The organism is Paenarthrobacter sp. TRD_SC_7 (genome assembly GCF_056156245.1).
Genome location: NZ_CM149587.1, coordinates 2,066,895 through 2,084,331 on the forward strand (window position 1 = coordinate 2,066,895; position 17,437 = coordinate 2,084,331).

Below are 17,437 nucleotides of genomic sequence, written 5' to 3' on the forward strand. Positions count from 1 at the left end.
GTGTCATATGCTTGATCTCGGTTAAATCATATTTATTCGAGGAAGGCAGACTTTGATGGCGAAGACTGCGCAACAACCTGTACTGGTGATTATGGGAGTCTCCGGTTCGGGCAAATCGACTGTAGCCGGCGTACTCGCAGGGAAACTTGGATGGGACCTTGCCGAAGGCGACGACCTCCATCCTGAAGCGAACGTGGCAAAGATGCATTCGGGGCAGGCACTCAGCGATGAGGACCGTTGGCCCTGGCTGGGCATCATTTCGGACTGGATCAGCGCGCACGTGGACGCCGGAACCCCGGCGATCATCACCTGCTCTGCACTGAAAAAGAAGTACCGCGACGTCCTCCGGGGCGAAGGTGTTGTGTTCGTCTTCCTGCAGGGGAGCAAGGACAAGATCTCGGATCGCCTTGCCTCCAGGCACGGCCACTTCATGCCGCCGTCGCTCTTGGAATCGCAGTTCGACGCCCTTGAGGAACCTACGGACGACGAGAACTACATCTCCTTGTGCGTTTCTGCCTCGCCGGCCGAAGAAGCCGACGAAGTCATTGAACGGCTCGGTCTCCGGCCCGTCGGCGCCGGTACCGAAGCGACCGCCTCGTGAAGGTCCTGGAAACAGCGACGCAGGTACAGGAATGGACAGCGCACGACACCCAACTCCTTGTGGTGGCGGCGCTGGGCATTGCCCTGATTGTGGTGCTGATCGCCAAGCTCAAGCTTCATCCGTTCCTGGCCCTGGTGCTGGGTTCCGCCTTCGTTGGCCTTGCGTCCGGTGTTGAACTGGGCAAAGTCATTACCAACTTCGAAGACGGCGTGGGAGGCGTCCTTAAGGAGGTTGGACTGCTCATTGCGCTCGGAGCCATGCTCGGCAAGCTGTTGGCTGATTCCGGTGGTGCAAACCGGGTGGTGGATACTTTGCTGGCCAAGGCCAGCGGCAACAAGCTCGTCTGGATGATCACGCTCGTTGCGGTGATCATCGGGTTGCCGATGTTCTTCGAAATCGGACTCGTGCTTCTGCTTCCCGTGATCGTCCTGGTGACCCAGAGATCCAAGATGAAGCTAATGCGAATCGCGATCCCGGCTCTGGCTGGACTGTCCGTACTGCACGGGCTCGTGCCGCCGCATCCGGGTCCGCTGATTGCCATCAGTGCAGTGAAGGCCGAACTCGGAACAACCCTTGGCCTGGGTATCCTCGTCGCGATTCCCACGGTCATCATCTGTGGCCCGCTGTTCTCGCGGCTCGCTGCCAGGTGGGTCCCTGTTGACGCGCCTGCCGTAGCAGGTGGCATCGACACCCAGCACGCAGCCGATCTGAGTGAAGTGAAGCGCCAGCCGTCGTTCCTGGTGACCCTGCTGACTATCATCTTCCCCGTGGTCCTGATGCTGTTGAAAGCGTTGGGCGGAATCATCTGGCCGAACGCCGAGACCGCACCCGCGATCCGGATCTTCTTCGACTTCGTCGGCCAGCCCTTGGTGGCAATGACGCTGGCGGTCCTTCTGGCGATCGTGACCTTCGGCTACGCCGTGGGCTTCACGGGCAGCAGGATCACGGCCAAGCTGGGTGAAAGCCTGGGGCCGATCGCGGCAATCCTCCTCATCGTGGGCGCCGGCGGCGGTTTCAAACAGACCCTGATCGGCGCGGGCGTGGGTGACGCCGTCAAGAAATGGGCCGAGGGCGCCAATATGTCCGTCCTGGTGCTCGGCTTCATCGTGGCAGTGGCTCTCCGCCTGGCCACGGGCTCAGCGACCGTTGCGACTGTGACCGCGGCGGGCATTGTGGCACCCCTTGCCAGCAGCCTCAGCCCGACGCACGCTGCCCTGCTGGCCTTGGCCATCGGCGCCGGCTCCCTGTTCCTGTCCCACGTCAACGACGCTGGATTCTGGTTGGTGAAGGAACTGTTCGGGCTTACCATTGGGCAGACGTTCAAAACCTGGTCCGTGATGGAAACGCTGATCTCCGTAGTGGGCTTCGGCTTTGTGATGCTTCTATCACTTGTGTTGTAGCTGCAGAAGCCACGGGCACAAACACGACGGCGGCCGTCCCTTTAACTGGGGCGGCCGCCGTCGTGCGTTAAATCGTCACCAGTCAGGCGCTGAGCCCCACCACCAGGACCGGGTCTGTGGTGGGTGCACTCGATCCGCCCGTGGGTTCCACGGTGATGGCCACGGAAGAAGCTGAGGAGAGCCCCTTCACAACAGCGGGCTTGGAGAGCGTCTCGGCATCCATGGTGCCCTGCGGTACGGGGGCAGAGCCGTCCTTGGGGAGGGTCCACAACTGGTAGACCTTTCCTTCCGGGGCGGGTGCAACGCCATCCATCAGGACCACGAAGGAATCCTTGGCTGATGATGCGGAGATGGTGGCCGTACCACCGCCCGGAACCGGCGCGGACTTCTTCTGAACATCCTGTGCCTGCAGCACTTGGTTGACGGGGTCATTCTGCGCAGAAACGTAGGCGCCCACTCCGATGCCACCGAGTGCAATGACGGCTGCAGCGGCTGCCCCGACCATCCATCTGCGTGCCCCACCGGCGCGTGTGCGTTCTTCGCGCTTAGCCCTGGCGGCCGCAAGGTCGTCGACGGCGGGACTCGCCACCGGCGGTGCCGCCGGCTCAGCAGGGGGATGGGCGGCAGCATCCTTGGTGATGCGTTCCATGATGTTGTCCAAGAGCCCGGCCGGTGGTGCTTCTTCGGGCGCGAAGCTGACTGCCAAGGTCTCGCGGGCTTCGCGGACCCGCTCCAGGAATTCAGGACCTTCCGGAGCGTCCTCAAGGTAGTGGTCGATCATGGCTCGTTCGTCGTCGCTGACGGCGTCCAGGGCATAGATTTCCGCCAATTCGAGGACCCGGCCCTCGGCGAGGTCGGTAGCGATGTCGTTGGCAAACATTTTGCGGATAAAGCCTCCACTGGTGTTTTCACTCATATCAACCCACCCCCAGGCAAGTCTTCAGGCGCAGTAATCCATCGCGGATGCGGGACTTGATGGTCGGGATAGCGGCACCGAGATGCTCGGCGACTTCCCGGTAGGTCAGTCCGCCGTAATATGCGAGGCGGACGGATTCGCGCTGCGTGTCCGTCAGCGTACCGAGGCACCGGCTGACCGCTTCGGCCTCCAGGTTGGTGTCGGCTTCCTCCGCCACCAGGTCCCGGTCCGGGTCCTGGCTCGCTGCGCCGTATTTGGCTTCCCGGTCAGTTGCCGCTTGCACGGAGCGGACACGGTCAATGGCCCGGCGATGGGCAATGGTCATGAGCCAGGCTAGCGGGCTCCCCGCGGCCCGGTCGAACTTGGCAGCGCCCTGCCATACCTGGATATAGACCTCCTGGGTGGCGTCCTCGCTGAGGTCGGGGTCTATCAGGACGCGCCTGGCCATACCGAAGACACGCCGCGACGTGAGGCGATAGAACTCGGCGAACGCCTGCTGGTCGCCTGCTGCCACGAGTTCGAGCAAGCCAGCCAGCTGCGAATTTAGATCAGTCGCAGAGCCGGAAGCTTCGAAGACCCGGGGGCCGGGATTGTTGGGGATGTCCATCACCGTCCAGCATATGTCGTCCCGTTTGAAACCGGCAGCATAACGGGATTGCGTCGAAGGCGCGGCGGTGCAGCGGCTTGCCGTCATCACCCTGGTCTGCAGCGCGCTCACGTAGGCTCCCTCAACGAATGTCCAAGGCAGGAATCGTCCTGCACAAGGTATTCGGTGCTGTGGCGCCGTTGGATGGGCTACACCTTGGCGCCGGCAAATCCGTTCTGCCGCCAGGCTTCGAAGACAGCGATTGAAGCAGCGTTGGCCAGGTTGAGCGAGCGAAGAGAAGGCTTCATGGGAAGGCGAACACGGGCGGTAACGTGAGGATCCTGCTTGAGCCAGTCCGGCAGGCCCACCGATTCGGGACCGAACATCAGGACGTCGCCCTCGCGGTAGCTGACGTCCGTATAGGAGGTCTCCCCGTCGGAGGTGTATGCGAATACCCGTTCCGGCTTGAGTGCAGCCCAAGCGGCCTCGATGTCCTTGTGGACAGTAACTACTGCGAGATCGTGGTAATCAAGACCGGCGCGGCGAAGCTTGGCATCGGAAAAATCAAAGCCGAGGGGCTCTACCAAGTGAAGCTCGGCCCCCGTGATGGCGGCCAAGCGGATGGCGTTGCCCGTATTGCCCGGGATTTCTGGAGTGTGGAAGAGGATGCGGAACACGGTCCCATCTTAGTCAGCCCCGTGCGGGCCTGCTGTCGCTGCAGGTACGTCCGCGTGCAGTTACGCACACAGACGAGAACCTAGTGCATTCCTCGAAGCAACCGCGCCAGGACAGGCACCACCACGGTATTCGGCGCTGGCCCCGAGCTGAGGAATTGTTTGAGCCCCCTCACCAGCCCTGCAGCGTTGACTACCTCCACGGCATTGTGGCTCGACTGGCCCTTGCCGTATTGGTCGATCACAGGTTCGTGGAGGTTGCCGTCAGGACTGTGCAGAACCACCCAGCCTGTGACGTTGAGTTCGGGAAAGAGGTCCTGCATGTGGCGGACGATGTGGGCGAGCTGTGGAGGGGCTACCGAACGCCCGCCATGCCGCAGCGAATGGCCGTCCCATGCATAGGCGCCCTTGGGCAGAAGCATGGAACCGACCAAAGCCAGCCGGTAGCCGGAAAGGACAGCGTGGTCGATGTGGTTGTTATCCGACGGCGAGCGCAGCCCGTTGATCAGCCGGGCAGCGGGTATGGCGGGCAGGACCTGCCGGCTGATGAGCTGGACCGTGCGCATCTCGCGTTGGATGCGGGCCTCGGCACCAAAAATGCCCCGTTTGCGGGGGAGCCCGTGGACTTGCTGCGCCGCTTCCGCCGCTGAAATGAGCGGAACTTCGTTGGGATCGTCAAAGGCAGGAACATAGACCGGGGGGTCGCCTGCAGTATTGCGCTGGGCTTGGGGCCGCTTGACGTTTGTAGTGGCGGAGGGACCCGGCGCGGCAGTGCCTGTGTAATCGCCGGGCCGCGGCTGACTTACCCCTGAAGCTCCCCGGGCGTACCGTCGGTCGTATTCGGCCCTCCGTTGGGGATCGATGAGGGTTTCGTACGCGAGGGTTACGCGCCGGAACATCTCCGCTTCTCCACCATGATCGGGGTGGGCCTTTCGGGCAGCCTTGCGGTAGGCCACTTTGATCTCCTTATCCGTAGCGGTGACGGAAACACGGAGTACCTGATAGTGCGAACTGCTGCCCTCGGCCAAGCACGGGCCCTTCTCTATGATGACGGTGCGCTCCTGAAGAGGCGTGGTACTGGCAAGTTTATCCAGCCACTATGTGAACGTCGGTGACAGGGCCCGTGGTTCCCGCTGGCATAATTCAGGCTGTGAATCCTCCGGCAGCCGAGAACCCCTCCAGCATGCCGAAGAAAATCGCCGTCGCCATCAACCCTGCTGCCTCTTTTGGTCGTACCCGCCATGCCGGGCACCAAGCCGCAGCGTTACTCCGCGCCGCCGGCCGGGACGTCGTCGTACTCGAGGCGGACGATTACGACGCCCTGCGGCGGGTGGTCGACGTGACCTTGGCTGCCGGAGTGGAGGCCTTGGTAGTGGTGGGTGGTGACGGCATGGTCCACTTGGGTGTCAATGCGCTCGCCGGGCTGGACATTCCCCTCGGCATTGTTCCCGCCGGAACAGGCAACGACGTCGCGCGGCTGTTGGCTTTGCCGCTGAACGACACTGGTGCGGCGTGCCGCCGGCTGCTGGTTGCGCTGGAGACAGGCGGGCGTAGGATCGACGCCGGCCGGGTTACCGCGCGTAGTGGGACCACGTACTTCGCCGGCGTCCTTTCCGCCGGGTTTGATGCCGCCGTCAACGAACGGGCCAATTCCTGGCGGTGGCCCCGTGGAAAGAGCCGCTACAACCTCGCGATGCTCAGGGAACTGGGCTCTTTCCGGCGGATTACCTACACCGTCACCGCCGACGACGTGACCTGGCGCCAGCCTGCCTTGCTCATTTCCGTGGCCAACGGACAGTTCATAGGCGGCGGCATGAAGATTACCCCTGAGGCAGTGCCCGACGACGGGTGGCTGGACATGTTTGTGGTGAAGCCTTTGTCCAGGCTCCGTTTCCTTGCCGTGTTTCCCAAGGTTTTCGCCGGGAAACACACCAGCCATCCCGCCGTGGAGATCAGGCGCGTCCGGAAAGTGCATCTGGACGCCGAAGGGGTGGTGGCATATGCCGACGGCGAGCGCATCGCTGCATTGCCGGTGGTCGTCGACCTTGTTCCCGCCGGCTTATGGGTGCTTGCCTAGTGCGTTCGCGTTGCTGGCGGAGCCACGTTGCTGCAGGCGGTTAGACTCGATCGCGGCGACACAAGCTGCGGTGGAGAGCGCGGCAAATCAGGCAGCAAGGCAAGGAGACATAGTGGCGAACAACGTTCGACGACGACTGGCCGGCTTGGTTGCCACCGGAGCCGCAGGCGTCCTGCTGGTGGGCTGCAGTGTCAACGTTCCGGATCCCGCAGCGCCGAAGCCGTCGCCATCGGTATCCACGCTTGCGACTCCCACCATTACGCCCGGACACGATGCGGCCGCGGTGGCCGCGAAGGACCTGCCACTGGCGGCAGGGGGCACTTTGGTCCCCGGGGAGCCCGTCACAGTCTCCACGCGGTTGGAGGAGGTGCCTGGATGGTCGGTGGTTCATTCCGCTTTGCAGGGTGAAACCAGATACAACAAGACAAACGGATGCACGCTCGCACTCCGGGTCAGCGTGAATCAGGGCCCGTTGGTGGTGGCCGGCGACGACACCGCTTCAACCAAGGAATTGTTCACCTACCTGGGTGCCGGCATTGCACTGGAGAGTCTGAAGCCAGCGTCTTTGCGTTGGGGCCAGGACTCCGACAAGCCGCAGCACGGCGTGGAGTTTCTGAGCTTGGAATCCTCGGCCGGCTCCGGCGGCCAGGCGGCCGTTGTGTTGGCCAGGTTGTTCAGCGCTCCTGCATCCTCGGTGTATGTGTCCCTGGCATGCCCGGATGACAACACCTTGGCCCAAGCGCGTGCAGAGACCGTGGCCCGGCTTGTGGTGGTTCCACCCTCCTGATCCGGTCAGCGTATAAAGCAGCAATTCTTGTTTTTAGAGTTAACGTTATGCATGGGCACTTTCGACCTCCCGTGGATCCGCAAAATCGCAGCCATCGCTGCCTTGGGTGATGAGAACCGCCGCAAGTTGTATGAATACGTTTTGAATGCCGGCGGCGCCGTGGGGCGGGATGAGGCGGCCTTGACTTTGGACTTGCCCCGCAGTTCGGTGTCTTTCCATTTGGACCGCTTGGTTCGGGAAGGACTCCTGCAAGTCGAGTTCAGGAAGTCGCCCGACAGGGCGGGTCCAGGCTCGGGGCGGCCATCCAAGCTCTACAGGCCAATGGTGGATGAGATTGGCGTCTCCATCCCGGAGCGGCACTATGACCTCGCCGCCCACCTCATGGCAGCAGCCATCCAGCGGGCTGACGCCGAGGGCGCTCCCGTTGAGGCTGCCCTGCGTGACGTCGCTTCAGCCAGGGGAAGCGAGTTGGGAAGGCATGGCGATTTCCTGGGGGCGATCGCCGAGCTTGGGTACCAACCCACCCCCGATGTCTTCGGGGGATATCGCCTGTTGAACTGTCCGTTCCATCGCCTGTCGCGGGACCATAAGGACGTGGTGTGCGCCATGAACGGCGCCTTCCTCAGCGGTGCTGCGACGGCCTCCGGACTCAGCGCCGACGTCGTCGTGCCGGATCCGGACCATGGCCCGGGACACTGCTGTGCGCGCATCACCACTGCTTGAGGGCGATTCCTGAGCGGGCGGCTCCTGAGCGCCCGGCGTCGGTAGAATTACAAGGTGCCTGTATACCTCGACCACGCTGCCACCACGCCCTTGTCGGCCGAAGCGCTCGCCGTCATGACGCGCGAGCTGGCGCGGACCGGCAATCCTTCGTCGTTGCATGGCGCAGGTCGCCGCGCCAGGCGGGCTGTAGAGGATGCCCGGGAGACGCTGGCTGCTGCGGCCGGGGCGCATCCATCAGAGGTCATTTTCACCTCAGGCGGGACGGAAGCAGATAACTTGGCCGTCAAGGGCCTGTTCTGGGCCAGGCGGGACGAAAACCCGCGCCGGACCCGCATCCTTTGCTCCGCCGTCGAACATCATGCCGTCATGGATACTGTCGAGTGGCTAGAGAGGCACGACGGCGCGGACGTTGTGTGGCTTCCCGTTGACAGTGACGGCACTGTTCAGCTGGAGGTCGTCAAGCAGGAAATCGAACGGGATCCGGAATCGGTTGCCTTGGTTACCGTGATGTGGGCCAACAATGAAGTAGGCACCCTCCAGCCGGTTACGGAGATCGTGGAGCTGGCGAAGCCGCATGGCATCCCGGTCCACTCCGACGCTGTCCAGGCATTCGGTTCCGTTCCCGTGGATTTCCGTGGTTCCGGGCTCTCCGCAATGTCCGTATCGGGGCACAAGCTTGGTGGTCCTGTGGGAGTCGGTGCCCTTTTTTTGGGGAGGGCTGTGAAGCTGACGCCGGTGCAGCACGGGGGCGGCCAGGAACGCGATGTACGTTCGGGAACATTGGATACACCCGCAATTGCTGCTTTTGCCGCAGCCGCGGAGGCTGTCACTGCAAACCTTGCGGGTGAGCGGGAACGTCTCAGCATGTTGCGTGACCGCCTCATCCGCGGGGTACTCGAAACGGTTCCGGACGCGGTGCTGAGGGGTGCTCCCGGCGATGGTCGGCTGCCGGGAAACGCCCACTTCACCTTCCCTGGTTGTGAAGGCGACTCACTGCTCTTTCTCCTGGACCTGGCAGGTGTTGAGTCCTCTACTGGCTCGGCGTGCACGGCTGGAGTGCCCCGGCCTTCCCATGTCCTGCTGGCCATGGGCCTGGATGAAGACACTGCCCGCGGCGCACAGCGCTTTTCCTTGGGCCACAGTTCCACCGATGCGGATGTGGACGCGCTCCTGGAAGCCCTTCCCGAGGCATGCCTCAGGGCGCGGCAGGCTGGAATGGCCGGTCACGAATCCAGCATTCAAACAGCGGCAACAGTAGCCCGGCAGGCCTCATCCGAACCTTTGTAGCGATTGCTGCTAGCCGGGCAACAGCTCGTCCAGCGGCACCCCGGGATCCGTGAGGTTCGCGACATCCACGCGGACGCGAGCCGAAATCAAAGCCTTGATGGGCTTCTGAACCCGGCTCTGGTTGACGCTCATGCCGGCAACTACCGTGCCCTCCTTCAACCAGAACGCGATGAAACTGCCGTCATCCAGTGAGCCCCGGATCACCGGCGTGATTCCGGAGGTCAGCGCCGGAAAGCCCGAGTACTCCATGCTGAGGTCGAACTGGTCCGTATAGAAGTAGGGCACCACATCCAATTTGGTGTCCTGGCCCATCATGGACTTTGCCGCCACTTTGCCGCCGTTGAGCGCATTGGCCCAATGCTCGCTGCGATGGTGCTCGCCGGTAAAGGGATGCAGTGCGTTGGCGACGTCTCCGGCGGCCAGCACATCCGGAGCGCTGGACCTCAGTCCGGCATCCACCAGTATTCCATTGCGTATTTCAAGCCCTGCGGCTTCGGCAAGTGCTGTGTCCGGTAGGACGCCGACGGCAACGATTACGACATCGGCAGGCAGCGTTTCGCCGGTATTGGTGCGAACCGCCGTCGCCCTTCCGTTCTGTCCGTCAATTCCGGCCGCGGCCGCCGGGAGACGGAAGCTCACGCCCCGGTCTTCATGGAGCCGTTGGAAGTACGTGCCAAGTTCAGTGCCAATGGCGGCACTCAGGGGAATGACTTCCAGTCCCAGCAGTGCGACGTCGTTGCCGTACGAGCGGGCAGCCGCGGCCAGTTCCATGCCGATCCACCCGGACCCGATCATGACCACCTTCCGGCCTCCTTCCTTGAGGAGGTACTGAAGTCGCAGGCTGTCATCGAATGTCCGGAAGGTCATGACCCCGTCGAGGTCCGCACCGGGAAGTGGGAGCGTTCGAGGCTGGGCCCCAGTGGCAAGGAGCAGTTTGGAGTAGGACAAGCTTCGGCCGTTGGCCAGTGCCACCGCATGACCGTCCGGGTCGATCCGGCTGGCAGGGCTGCCGAGCAGAAGCTCGACTTCGTTTTCTCCGTACCATTGATCCGGCACCACTAGGGTGGCATCTGCATCAGCTTTGCCCAAGAGGAATTCCTTGGAAAGGGGAGGGCGTATATAGGGTGCCCGGTTCTCGGCGGCCACCAAGGTGAGGAGCCCATCGTAGCCTTCGGCGCGCAGGGTCTTGGCTGCGCTGGCGCCGGCAAGCCCCCCGCCGACGATAACCATATGTTCATTTGCCATGTCAGCTCGATTCTAAAACCAATTATTTTGACTTTAGAAGCATGGATTGGGGCAGTCAAGGGGTTTTAGGGCAGGGGTGGCACCGCAGGCTAGAATAGATGGGCACACCGGCTGTTCTCAGTCGGATCAGTGACTCCAACTCCCATATACACAGAAAGCCAGCATGCGAGTACTTGCAGCAATGAGCGGCGGAGTTGACTCCGCCGTGGCCGCAGCCCGGGCCGTCGAGGCAGGACACGACGTCGTCGGAGTCCACCTTGCGTTGTCGCGGATGCCCGGCACCCTGCGCACAGGAAGCCGGGGCTGCTGCACCATCGAGGATTCGCGCGATGCTTGGCGTGCCTGCGACGTCCTGGGCATTCCCTACTACGTGTGGGACTTCTCAGAGCGCTTCAAGGAAGACGTCGTCCAGGATTTCATTGACGAGTACGCCGCGGGCAGGACGCCGAACCCCTGCATGCGCTGCAACGAGCGGATCAAGTTCGCCGCCCTCCTGGAAAAGGCCATCGCTCTGGGCTTCGACGCCGTATGCACGGGGCACTACGCCAAGGTCATTGAAGACGCCGACGGCAACCGGGAACTCCACCGCGCCGCCGATTGGGCCAAGGACCAGAGCTACGTCCTTGGTGTCCTTACCCACGAGCAACTCAAGCACTCCATGTTTCCGCTGGCGGATACCCCGTCCAAGGCCGAGGTGCGTGCCGAGGCGGAGCGGCGGGGCCTGTCCGTGGCAAACAAGCCGGATAGCCATGACATTTGCTTTATTTCGGACGGCGACACCCGTGGTTGGCTGGCGGAAAAGATCGACATGACCACTGGAGACATAGTTGACGAAACCGGCGCCAAGGTCGGCGAACATCCGGGTGCGAACGCCTTCACGGTGGGGCAGCGGCGCGGCTTGAAGCTGGGGACTCCCGCAGCGGATGGCAAGCCCCGGTTCGTCCTCGAGATCCGCCCCAAGGAAAACAAGGTGGTTGTGGGGCCGGAAGCCCTGCTGGCGATCGACGAGATCCGCGGCATCAAGGTTTCGTGGGCCGGCTTGCCAATTTCCGAAGTTGCCACGGGCGCTGAGTTCGACTGCCATGCGCAGGTCCGGGCCCACGGCGATCCCGTTCCGGCAATCGCGCGTGTGGAAGCCGTTGCTGACGAATCCGGCGTGGAGCGGGCCCAACTCGTCGTCACGCTGACGGATCCCCTGAGGGGCGTGGCCCCGGGTCAGACCGTCGTTCTCTACCAGGGCAGCCGTGTCCTGGGGCAGGCAACCATTGATGCCGCCCGTTCACTTCAGCGGGAAGCTCTCTAGGAGCCAGTGCCCTCGCGCTGAAAGCTACTGGAAAGTAAATTTTGTGTCTCAAATCACAAAATGAAGGGTTCGCTGTCCTCGAAGTCTGGTTGAATCATGGAATCAAGAGTGCGCGCCGTCACAAATATCCCACGGCGGCGCGCCGAATCCATCGAACAGAAGGTTCACCAGATGGCACTGAACAAGAAGGCCCTGCACGGCGTTATCGCGCTGGCGGGCATTTCCGCGCTCGCCTTGACGGCCTGCACGGGGCCCTCCGGCGGCGGCTCAACATCCGCCCCGGCTGCCACGGGCCCCATCGCTTACGGCACTACTGACAAAGTCACGTCGCTGGACCCCGCCGGATCCTATGACAACGGTTCGTTTATGGTGATGAACCAGGTCTACTCATTCCTGCTGAATTCCAAACCCGGCGGTGCGGAACCCGTTCCCGACCTCGCCGAGTCGTCGTCGTTCACGGCACCGTCTGAATACACAGTCAAGCTCAAATCCGGGCTCAAGTGGGCCAACGGGCACACTTTGGATTCCAAGGATGTCAAGCACTCTTTCGACCGGCAAGTGGCCATCAACGATCCTGCCGGACCTGCCTCGCTGTTGACCAATATCGAGAGCGTGAGTACGCCGGACGCCAATACGGTGGTGTTCAAGCTCAAGAAGGCCAACGACCAAACCTTCAGCCAGATTCTCAGCAGTCCTGCTGCGCCGATCGTTGACGACGAAGTCTTCCCGGCAGACAAGATCCTTTCCGATGATGAAATCATCAAGGCCAACGCGTTCTACGGGCAGTACACGATCGACAGCTACAAGAAGAACGAACTGGTCAGCTTCAAGGCTTTCGCTGACTACCAAGGTGTTCTTGGCAAGCCGGCGAATGACGCAGCAACCATCAAGTACTACGCCAGCCCCACCAACCTCAAGCTCGAAATCCAGCAAGGTGCCATTGACGTTGCCTTCCGCAGCTTGAGCGCTACGGACATCGATGACCTCCGCAAGGATTCCAAAGTCAAGGTCCTGACCGGGCCCGGTGGCGAGATCCGGTACATCACGTTCAACTTCGACACCATGCCGTACGGAACCAAGGCAGCCGGCGCGGATCCCGCCAAGGCATTGGCTGTTCGCCAGGCCGTGGCCAACCTGGTCGACCGCCAGGCAATCGCCGATCAGGTTTACAAAGGCACCTACCTGCCCCTGTATTCCAACGTACCCAGCGGCTTCCTTGGCGCCAATGAGTCCTTCAAGGATGCTTACGGCGACGCCGGAAAGCCCAGCTTGGACAAGGCCAAGAAAGTCCTGACGGATGCCGGCATCACGGAACCCGTGGCCCTGAACCTGCAGTACAACCCGGACCACTACGGCGGATCGTCCGGAGACGAGTACGCCATGGTCAAGGAGCAGTTGGAGAAGTCCGGCCTCTTTACCGTGAACCTGCAGTCCACTGAATGGGTTACGTACAGCAAGGCCAGCCGCGCGGACGAGTACCCGTTGTTCCAGTTCGGTTGGTTCCCCGACTTCAGCGATGCCGACAACTACCTGACTCCGTTCTTCCCGGAAGGCGGCTTCCTGAAGAACCACTACAACAACCCCGAAGTCAATGAGCTGATCGCCAAGCAGCTGACGGATGCGGACAAGACCAGCCGCGAGGCTGCCATCAAGGACGTCCAAAACGCACTTGCCAAGGACATTTCCACCCTGCCCCTGCTTCAGGGCGCCCAGGTGGCCGTAGTCGGAAGCGGCGTGAACGGTGTCGAGAAGACGCTGGACCCATCCTTCAAGTTCCGTCTTGGAGTAATTTCCAAGTAACCGCACCTTTGCGATGAGAAGGGAGGCGGGACACTGATCCGGTGTCCCGCCTCCTTTGCTGACCACCCGCGTGGCCGGCACGCATGAGACACCCCGCGCAATCCACGGGCAGGAAATGCAGGTAACAATGACAACACTTATAGAGGTCCCCGAGGCTGAGCCCGGCATCGTTGCTCCCAAGAGCAAGTCCAAAGCCGGGGGAGGGTTGGGCAGATACATCGTGGTCAGGTTTTTCCTGATCATCCCCACCGTCTTCATACTGGTAACACTCGTTTTCTTCTTGATGAGGGTCATTGGAGACCCCATCACCGCATCCCAAGGCGGGCGGCTGCCCCCGGACGTCCTGGCCCAGCGAATACAGGAGGCCGGCTACGATCGGCCCGTTCTCGTCCAGTACTTCGAGTACCTTGGCCAACTCATCACTGGCAATTTCGGCAGCACCATCACCGACCGGCGACCTGTGGTGGAGGTACTCACCACTTTCGGCGCGGCCACGCTGGAGCTTTCAATCAACGCACTGATTGTGGCGCTCGCAGTAGGCATCCCGTTCGGGCTCATCGCTGCACAGCACCGGGACAAGACTCCTGATGCGTTTCTGAGGTTCTTCGCAATTCTTTGCTACGCCACACCCGTGTTCTTCTCGGGACTGCTGCTCAAGCTGACCTTTTCCGTATGGCTTGGTTGGTTCCCTGTGGCAGGCCGCGCTTCCACCCGAACTGAGCTGACCATGAGTGGCTTGGCCGCGCCATCAGGTATCTACTGGTTGGACGCGCTCCGCAGCGGCAACTTCGCGGCGCTTGGAGATATAGCCGCCCACGCAGTCCTCCCGGCAATCGCCCTCGGTTTGCTCACCGCTGGCGTGTTCCTTCGCCTGGTGCGCACCAACGTTATTGGCACGTTGGGAAAGGACTACGTCGAGGCCGGGCGATCCCGCGGCGTCAGTGAGTTCCGATTAGTAACCAAACATGCCTACAAGCCGGCACTGATTCCCATCATTACTGTCATGGGCCTGCAGATTGCGCTGATGCTGGGCGGCGCCATCCTCACCGAAACCACCTTTGAATGGAAAGGCTTGGGCTATCAGCTGGTGCAGTACCTGAACGCCCGCGACTTTGTGGCCGTTCAAGGCATCGTTGTGCTGCTGGCCATTATTGTGGCCGTCACCAACTTCATCGTGGACATCATTGCTGCGCTCATCGACCCTCGAGTGAGGTACTGACCATGAGCACTCCTCAGTTGACCCGACCCAAACAGCCTTTGTTCTCAAGACTTCCCGTCATAAGCCACCTGAAGAAAAGCGTGGGTCTCCAGCGCGGCATGCTCATTGTGGGTGTTGTCCTCAGCGGGCTCTTCATCCTCACGAGCATCTTCGCTCCGCTCCTCGCTCCCTATGGCTACTCCCAACTAAGCGATGCATCCGGTTCGTTCCCCACACAGGAAGCTCCGAGCTCCAAACACCTGCTGGGGACAACCGTTGGCGGCTACGACGTCCTGTCGCGGGTCGTTTGGGGTTCCCAAACAGCAGTAACAGTCATCATTGTGTCCGTGGCGATGTCCCTGTTCCTGGGTGTCGCGCTTGGCCTCCTCAGCGGATACTTCGGAGGGTGGCTGGACAGGATTCTGGTGGTCGTAGCAGACGCCATCTATGCGTTTCCCACCCTGCTTCTGGCAATCGTGATCTCCATCGTGATCAGCCGGGGACAATCCAGTTTCTGGGGCGGTATCTTCTCCTGTGCTTTCTCCATCACCGTTGTCTTCGTCCCGCAGTACTTCCGGGTCATACGTGCAGAGACCATCCGACTCAAGGCGGAGCCGTTCGTTGAATCGGCCAAGGTGCTGGGGGCGTCCAGCGTGCGCATCATCGGGCGCCACATCTTCAAGAACGCCACCCGGACCCTGCCGCTCATGTTCACCCTCAACGCCTCCGAGGCGATCCTGACGCTCGCAGGCTTGGGCTTCCTTGGCTTCGGTATCGAGCCCACTTCCGCCGCGGAATGGGGCTTTGACCTCAACAAGGCACTGGCTGATACCTCTTCCGGTATTTGGTGGACCGGCGTCTTCCCGGGCATCGCGATCGTTCTTACCGTCCTGGGGCTGACCTTGGTCGGCGAAAGCATCAACGACCTAAACGACCCCCGAATCCGTGGACGCAAACGCGCGGGCGGTACGCCCGCGCCAATATCTCCAACACCAGGAACCCCCGCGGCACCAGGAACGCCGTCAACCCCGGCAGAGGCAGGCAAGCCATGACCACCAACCTTGGAAATGTGTCAGACCAGTCAGGCACCGATCAGCCGGTACTCACCATCGATCGGCTCCAAGTCACCTTCGCCACTGACGGCGGGGACGTCCACGCTGTAAAAGATGTCAGCCTGGATGTTGGAGCCGGTGAAGTTGTGGCCATTGTGGGGGAATCGGGTTCCGGCAAAACCGTGACCGCCAAAACCATCCTGGGCCTGCTTCCGGAAACAGCCATTAGTTCCGGCGCCGTGGTGATCAATGGCAATAACGTCATCAGCGTCAGCAAATCCACCCTGCGTAAAATCCGCGGGCGTGACGTCGCCATGGTGTTCCAAGAACCTTCCACAGCCCTGAATCCGGTCTTTACCGTGGGCTGGCAGATTGCCGAAGGCATCCGGGCACACTCAACAGGCGGACGGCGCATTTCCGCCAAGGAGGCCAAGCACCGGGCAATCGAGGCACTCCGCAAGGTGGGCATCCCGGACCCTGAAACGCGGGTCAATTACTACCCGCACCAGTTCTCAGGCGGCCAGAAACAACGCGTCGTCATCGCTGCGGCGCTGGCACTGAATCCGGGACTGATTGTGGCCGACGAACCCACCACTGCATTGGATGTCACAGTCCAGGCCGAGATTCTCCAGCTCCTGCGCGACTTGAGGGACAACTACGGGACCTCGATCGTGCTCATCACGCACAACATGGGTGTAGTTGCGGATCTGGCCGACCGCGTAGTGGTCATGTACCAGGGCGACGTAGTGGAGGAGGCCTCGTCCAGGGACCTGTTTGCTGAACCCCGCCAGGAGTACACCAGGAAGCTGCTGGCCGCAGTGCCGCACCTCGGACGAAACTCAGCCTCCGAGGGCGCCCGTGGCCGGCTCCACCAGGAAGGCAAAATCCTCGTGGAGGCAAAGAACCTCACCATCGAATACCCCGGGCGTTTCGGCAGGCACGGATTCAAGGCCGTGGACAATGTCAGCTTCACGGTGTCAGAGAATGAGGTTTTTGGGCTGGTGGGTGAATCCGGCTCCGGAAAATCCACCATCGGACGGGCCATCGCCGGCCTGACCCGGACCACGGGAGGCAGCCTGAAGGTCCTTGGCTACGAGATGTTGGACTTCAAGGAGCGTACCTTCCGTCCGCTTCGCAAGGAGATCGGCTTCGTGTTCCAGGATCCGGCAGCGTCCTTCAACCCCCACCTCACCATCGGCGAGTGCGTCGCTGAGCCACTGCTCATCCACACCAAGCCGGGCGCCGCTGAGGCGAGGAAAAAGGTAGGTGAGCTGCTCGAGTCAGTCCAGCTGCCGGCGTCGTACGCGGAGCGTTACCCGCACGAGCTGTCCGGTGGGCAGCGGCAGCGCGCTTCCTTGGCGAGATCGCTGGCGCTCAACCCGCGCCTGCTGATCGCCGACGAACCGACGTCCGCCCTGGATGTCTCGGTGCAGGCCAAGGTCCTGGACCTGTTCAAGGACATCCAGGAGCAGTACGGTTTCGCGGCTCTCTTCATCAGCCACGACCTCGCAGTAGTGGACATGTTGTCCCACTGGGTCGGCGTGCTGTACAAAGGCCAGTTGGTGGAGCAGGGGATCGGAAACCATGTGATGGGCTCACCGCAGCATGAGTACACCAAGAGGCTCATCGCCTCGCTGCCGGTGCCGGACCCCGACGAACAAGCACGACGGCGGGAAGCGCACCGCACACTGTTGGGCGGCTAGACCGTCCACGGGAAGTCCGTAAAACGCGGCGGAGGTACGCCCCTCACCATGCGGGGCGTACTTCTCCGCGCTAAGAGATGCGGTA

16 protein-coding genes are annotated in these 17,437 nt (G+C 62.0%); 11 read left to right on the forward strand and 5 right to left on the reverse strand.

What is annotated here, in order from left to right:
* The first annotated feature begins 55 nt into the window (after positions 1 to 55).
* Both AC0J5Z_RS10020 and AC0J5Z_RS10025 read left to right on the forward strand, forming a co-directional pair.
* A complete protein-coding gene (locus tag AC0J5Z_RS10020) occupies positions 56 to 601 on the forward strand; it encodes a gluconokinase (protein WP_475038923.1) in 546 nt (181 codons plus the stop codon).
* Positions 598 to 2,001, forward strand: coding sequence for a GntT/GntP/DsdX family permease (locus AC0J5Z_RS10025; RefSeq protein ID WP_475038924.1), 1,404 nt, complete (start codon positions 598 to 600; stop codon positions 1,999 to 2,001). The genes AC0J5Z_RS10020 and AC0J5Z_RS10025 overlap by 4 nt, the downstream gene beginning before the upstream one ends.
* Before the next feature lie 82 nt (positions 2,002 to 2,083).
* Here the strand turns inward: AC0J5Z_RS10025 and AC0J5Z_RS10030 are convergent, their stop codons facing one another.
* The 4 genes from AC0J5Z_RS10030 to AC0J5Z_RS10045 all read right to left on the reverse strand — a co-directional run bounded on the left by AC0J5Z_RS10030 (position 2,084) and on the right by AC0J5Z_RS10045 (position 5,205).
* On the reverse strand, positions 2,084 to 2,917 hold the full coding sequence (locus AC0J5Z_RS10030; protein WP_475038925.1) for an anti-sigma factor: 834 nt from the start codon (positions 2,915 to 2,917) through the stop codon (positions 2,084 to 2,086).
* A 1-nt stretch (position 2,918) separates the two neighbouring features.
* Complete coding sequence (gene sigK / locus AC0J5Z_RS10035; protein WP_475039645.1) at positions 2,919 to 3,524, reverse strand: ECF RNA polymerase sigma factor SigK; 606 nt, start codon at positions 3,522 to 3,524, stop codon at positions 2,919 to 2,921.
* Between the two features lie 188 nt (positions 3,525 to 3,712).
* Positions 3,713 to 4,180: a tRNA (cytidine(34)-2'-O)-methyltransferase gene (locus AC0J5Z_RS10040; RefSeq protein WP_475038926.1), complete on the reverse strand. Its 468-nt coding sequence runs from the start codon at positions 4,178 to 4,180 to the stop codon at positions 3,713 to 3,715.
* An 80-nt stretch (positions 4,181 to 4,260) separates the two neighbouring features.
* Positions 4,261 to 5,205, reverse strand: a complete 945-nt coding sequence (locus AC0J5Z_RS10045; protein ID WP_475038927.1) for a J domain-containing protein — start codon at positions 5,203 to 5,205, stop codon at positions 4,261 to 4,263.
* Between the two features lie 155 nt (positions 5,206 to 5,360).
* Between AC0J5Z_RS10045 and AC0J5Z_RS10050 the strand changes: the two genes are divergently transcribed.
* The 4 genes from AC0J5Z_RS10050 (at position 5,361) to AC0J5Z_RS10065 (ending at position 9,051) form a co-directional block, all read left to right on the forward strand.
* Positions 5,361 to 6,254, forward strand: coding sequence for a diacylglycerol/lipid kinase family protein (locus tag AC0J5Z_RS10050; RefSeq protein ID WP_475038928.1), 894 nt, complete (start codon positions 5,361 to 5,363; stop codon positions 6,252 to 6,254).
* 112 nt (positions 6,255 to 6,366) lie between these two features.
* Positions 6,367 to 7,041 (forward strand): hypothetical protein, encoded by a 675-nt coding sequence (locus AC0J5Z_RS10055; protein ID WP_475038929.1) that lies wholly within the window; start codon positions 6,367 to 6,369, stop codon positions 7,039 to 7,041.
* Between the two features lie 51 nt (positions 7,042 to 7,092).
* Entirely contained in the window at positions 7,093 to 7,764 is a 672-nt protein-coding gene (locus AC0J5Z_RS10060; RefSeq protein ID WP_475038930.1) for a helix-turn-helix transcriptional regulator, read from the forward strand.
* Positions 7,765 to 7,818: 54 nt separating this feature from the next.
* The gene (locus AC0J5Z_RS10065; RefSeq protein WP_475038931.1) at positions 7,819 to 9,051 is read left to right on the forward strand and encodes a cysteine desulfurase family protein; all 1,233 of its coding nucleotides are present in this window, start codon (positions 7,819 to 7,821) and stop codon (positions 9,049 to 9,051) included.
* A 9-nt stretch (positions 9,052 to 9,060) separates the two neighbouring features.
* Here AC0J5Z_RS10065 and AC0J5Z_RS10070 read toward each other — a convergent pair whose 3' ends face one another.
* On the reverse strand, positions 9,061 to 10,296 hold the full coding sequence (locus AC0J5Z_RS10070; RefSeq protein WP_475038932.1) for an NAD(P)/FAD-dependent oxidoreductase: 1,236 nt from the start codon (positions 10,294 to 10,296) through the stop codon (positions 9,061 to 9,063).
* 181 nt (positions 10,297 to 10,477) lie between these two features.
* Here AC0J5Z_RS10070 and mnmA point away from each other — a divergent pair, with 181 nt between their 5' ends.
* From mnmA to AC0J5Z_RS10095, 5 genes are all read left to right on the forward strand, one after another.
* Positions 10,478 to 11,599, forward strand: a complete 1,122-nt coding sequence (gene mnmA / locus AC0J5Z_RS10075) for a tRNA 2-thiouridine(34) synthase MnmA (RefSeq protein ID WP_475039647.1) — start codon at positions 10,478 to 10,480, stop codon at positions 11,597 to 11,599.
* 171 nt (positions 11,600 to 11,770) lie between these two features.
* Complete coding sequence (locus tag AC0J5Z_RS10080; protein ID WP_475039650.1) at positions 11,771 to 13,399, forward strand: ABC transporter substrate-binding protein; 1,629 nt, start codon at positions 11,771 to 11,773, stop codon at positions 13,397 to 13,399.
* Positions 13,400 to 13,526: 127 nt separating this feature from the next.
* Complete coding sequence (locus AC0J5Z_RS10085; protein ID WP_475038933.1) at positions 13,527 to 14,618, forward strand: ABC transporter permease; 1,092 nt, start codon at positions 13,527 to 13,529, stop codon at positions 14,616 to 14,618.
* 2 nt (positions 14,619 to 14,620) lie between these two features.
* The gene (locus tag AC0J5Z_RS10090; RefSeq protein ID WP_475038934.1) at positions 14,621 to 15,649 is read left to right on the forward strand and encodes an ABC transporter permease; all 1,029 of its coding nucleotides are present in this window, start codon (positions 14,621 to 14,623) and stop codon (positions 15,647 to 15,649) included.
* Entirely contained in the window at positions 15,646 to 17,352 is a 1,707-nt protein-coding gene (locus AC0J5Z_RS10095; RefSeq protein WP_475038935.1) for an ABC transporter ATP-binding protein, read from the forward strand. Before AC0J5Z_RS10090 ends, AC0J5Z_RS10095 begins: the two co-directional genes overlap by 4 nt.
* Positions 17,353 to 17,437 lie beyond the last annotated feature (85 nt).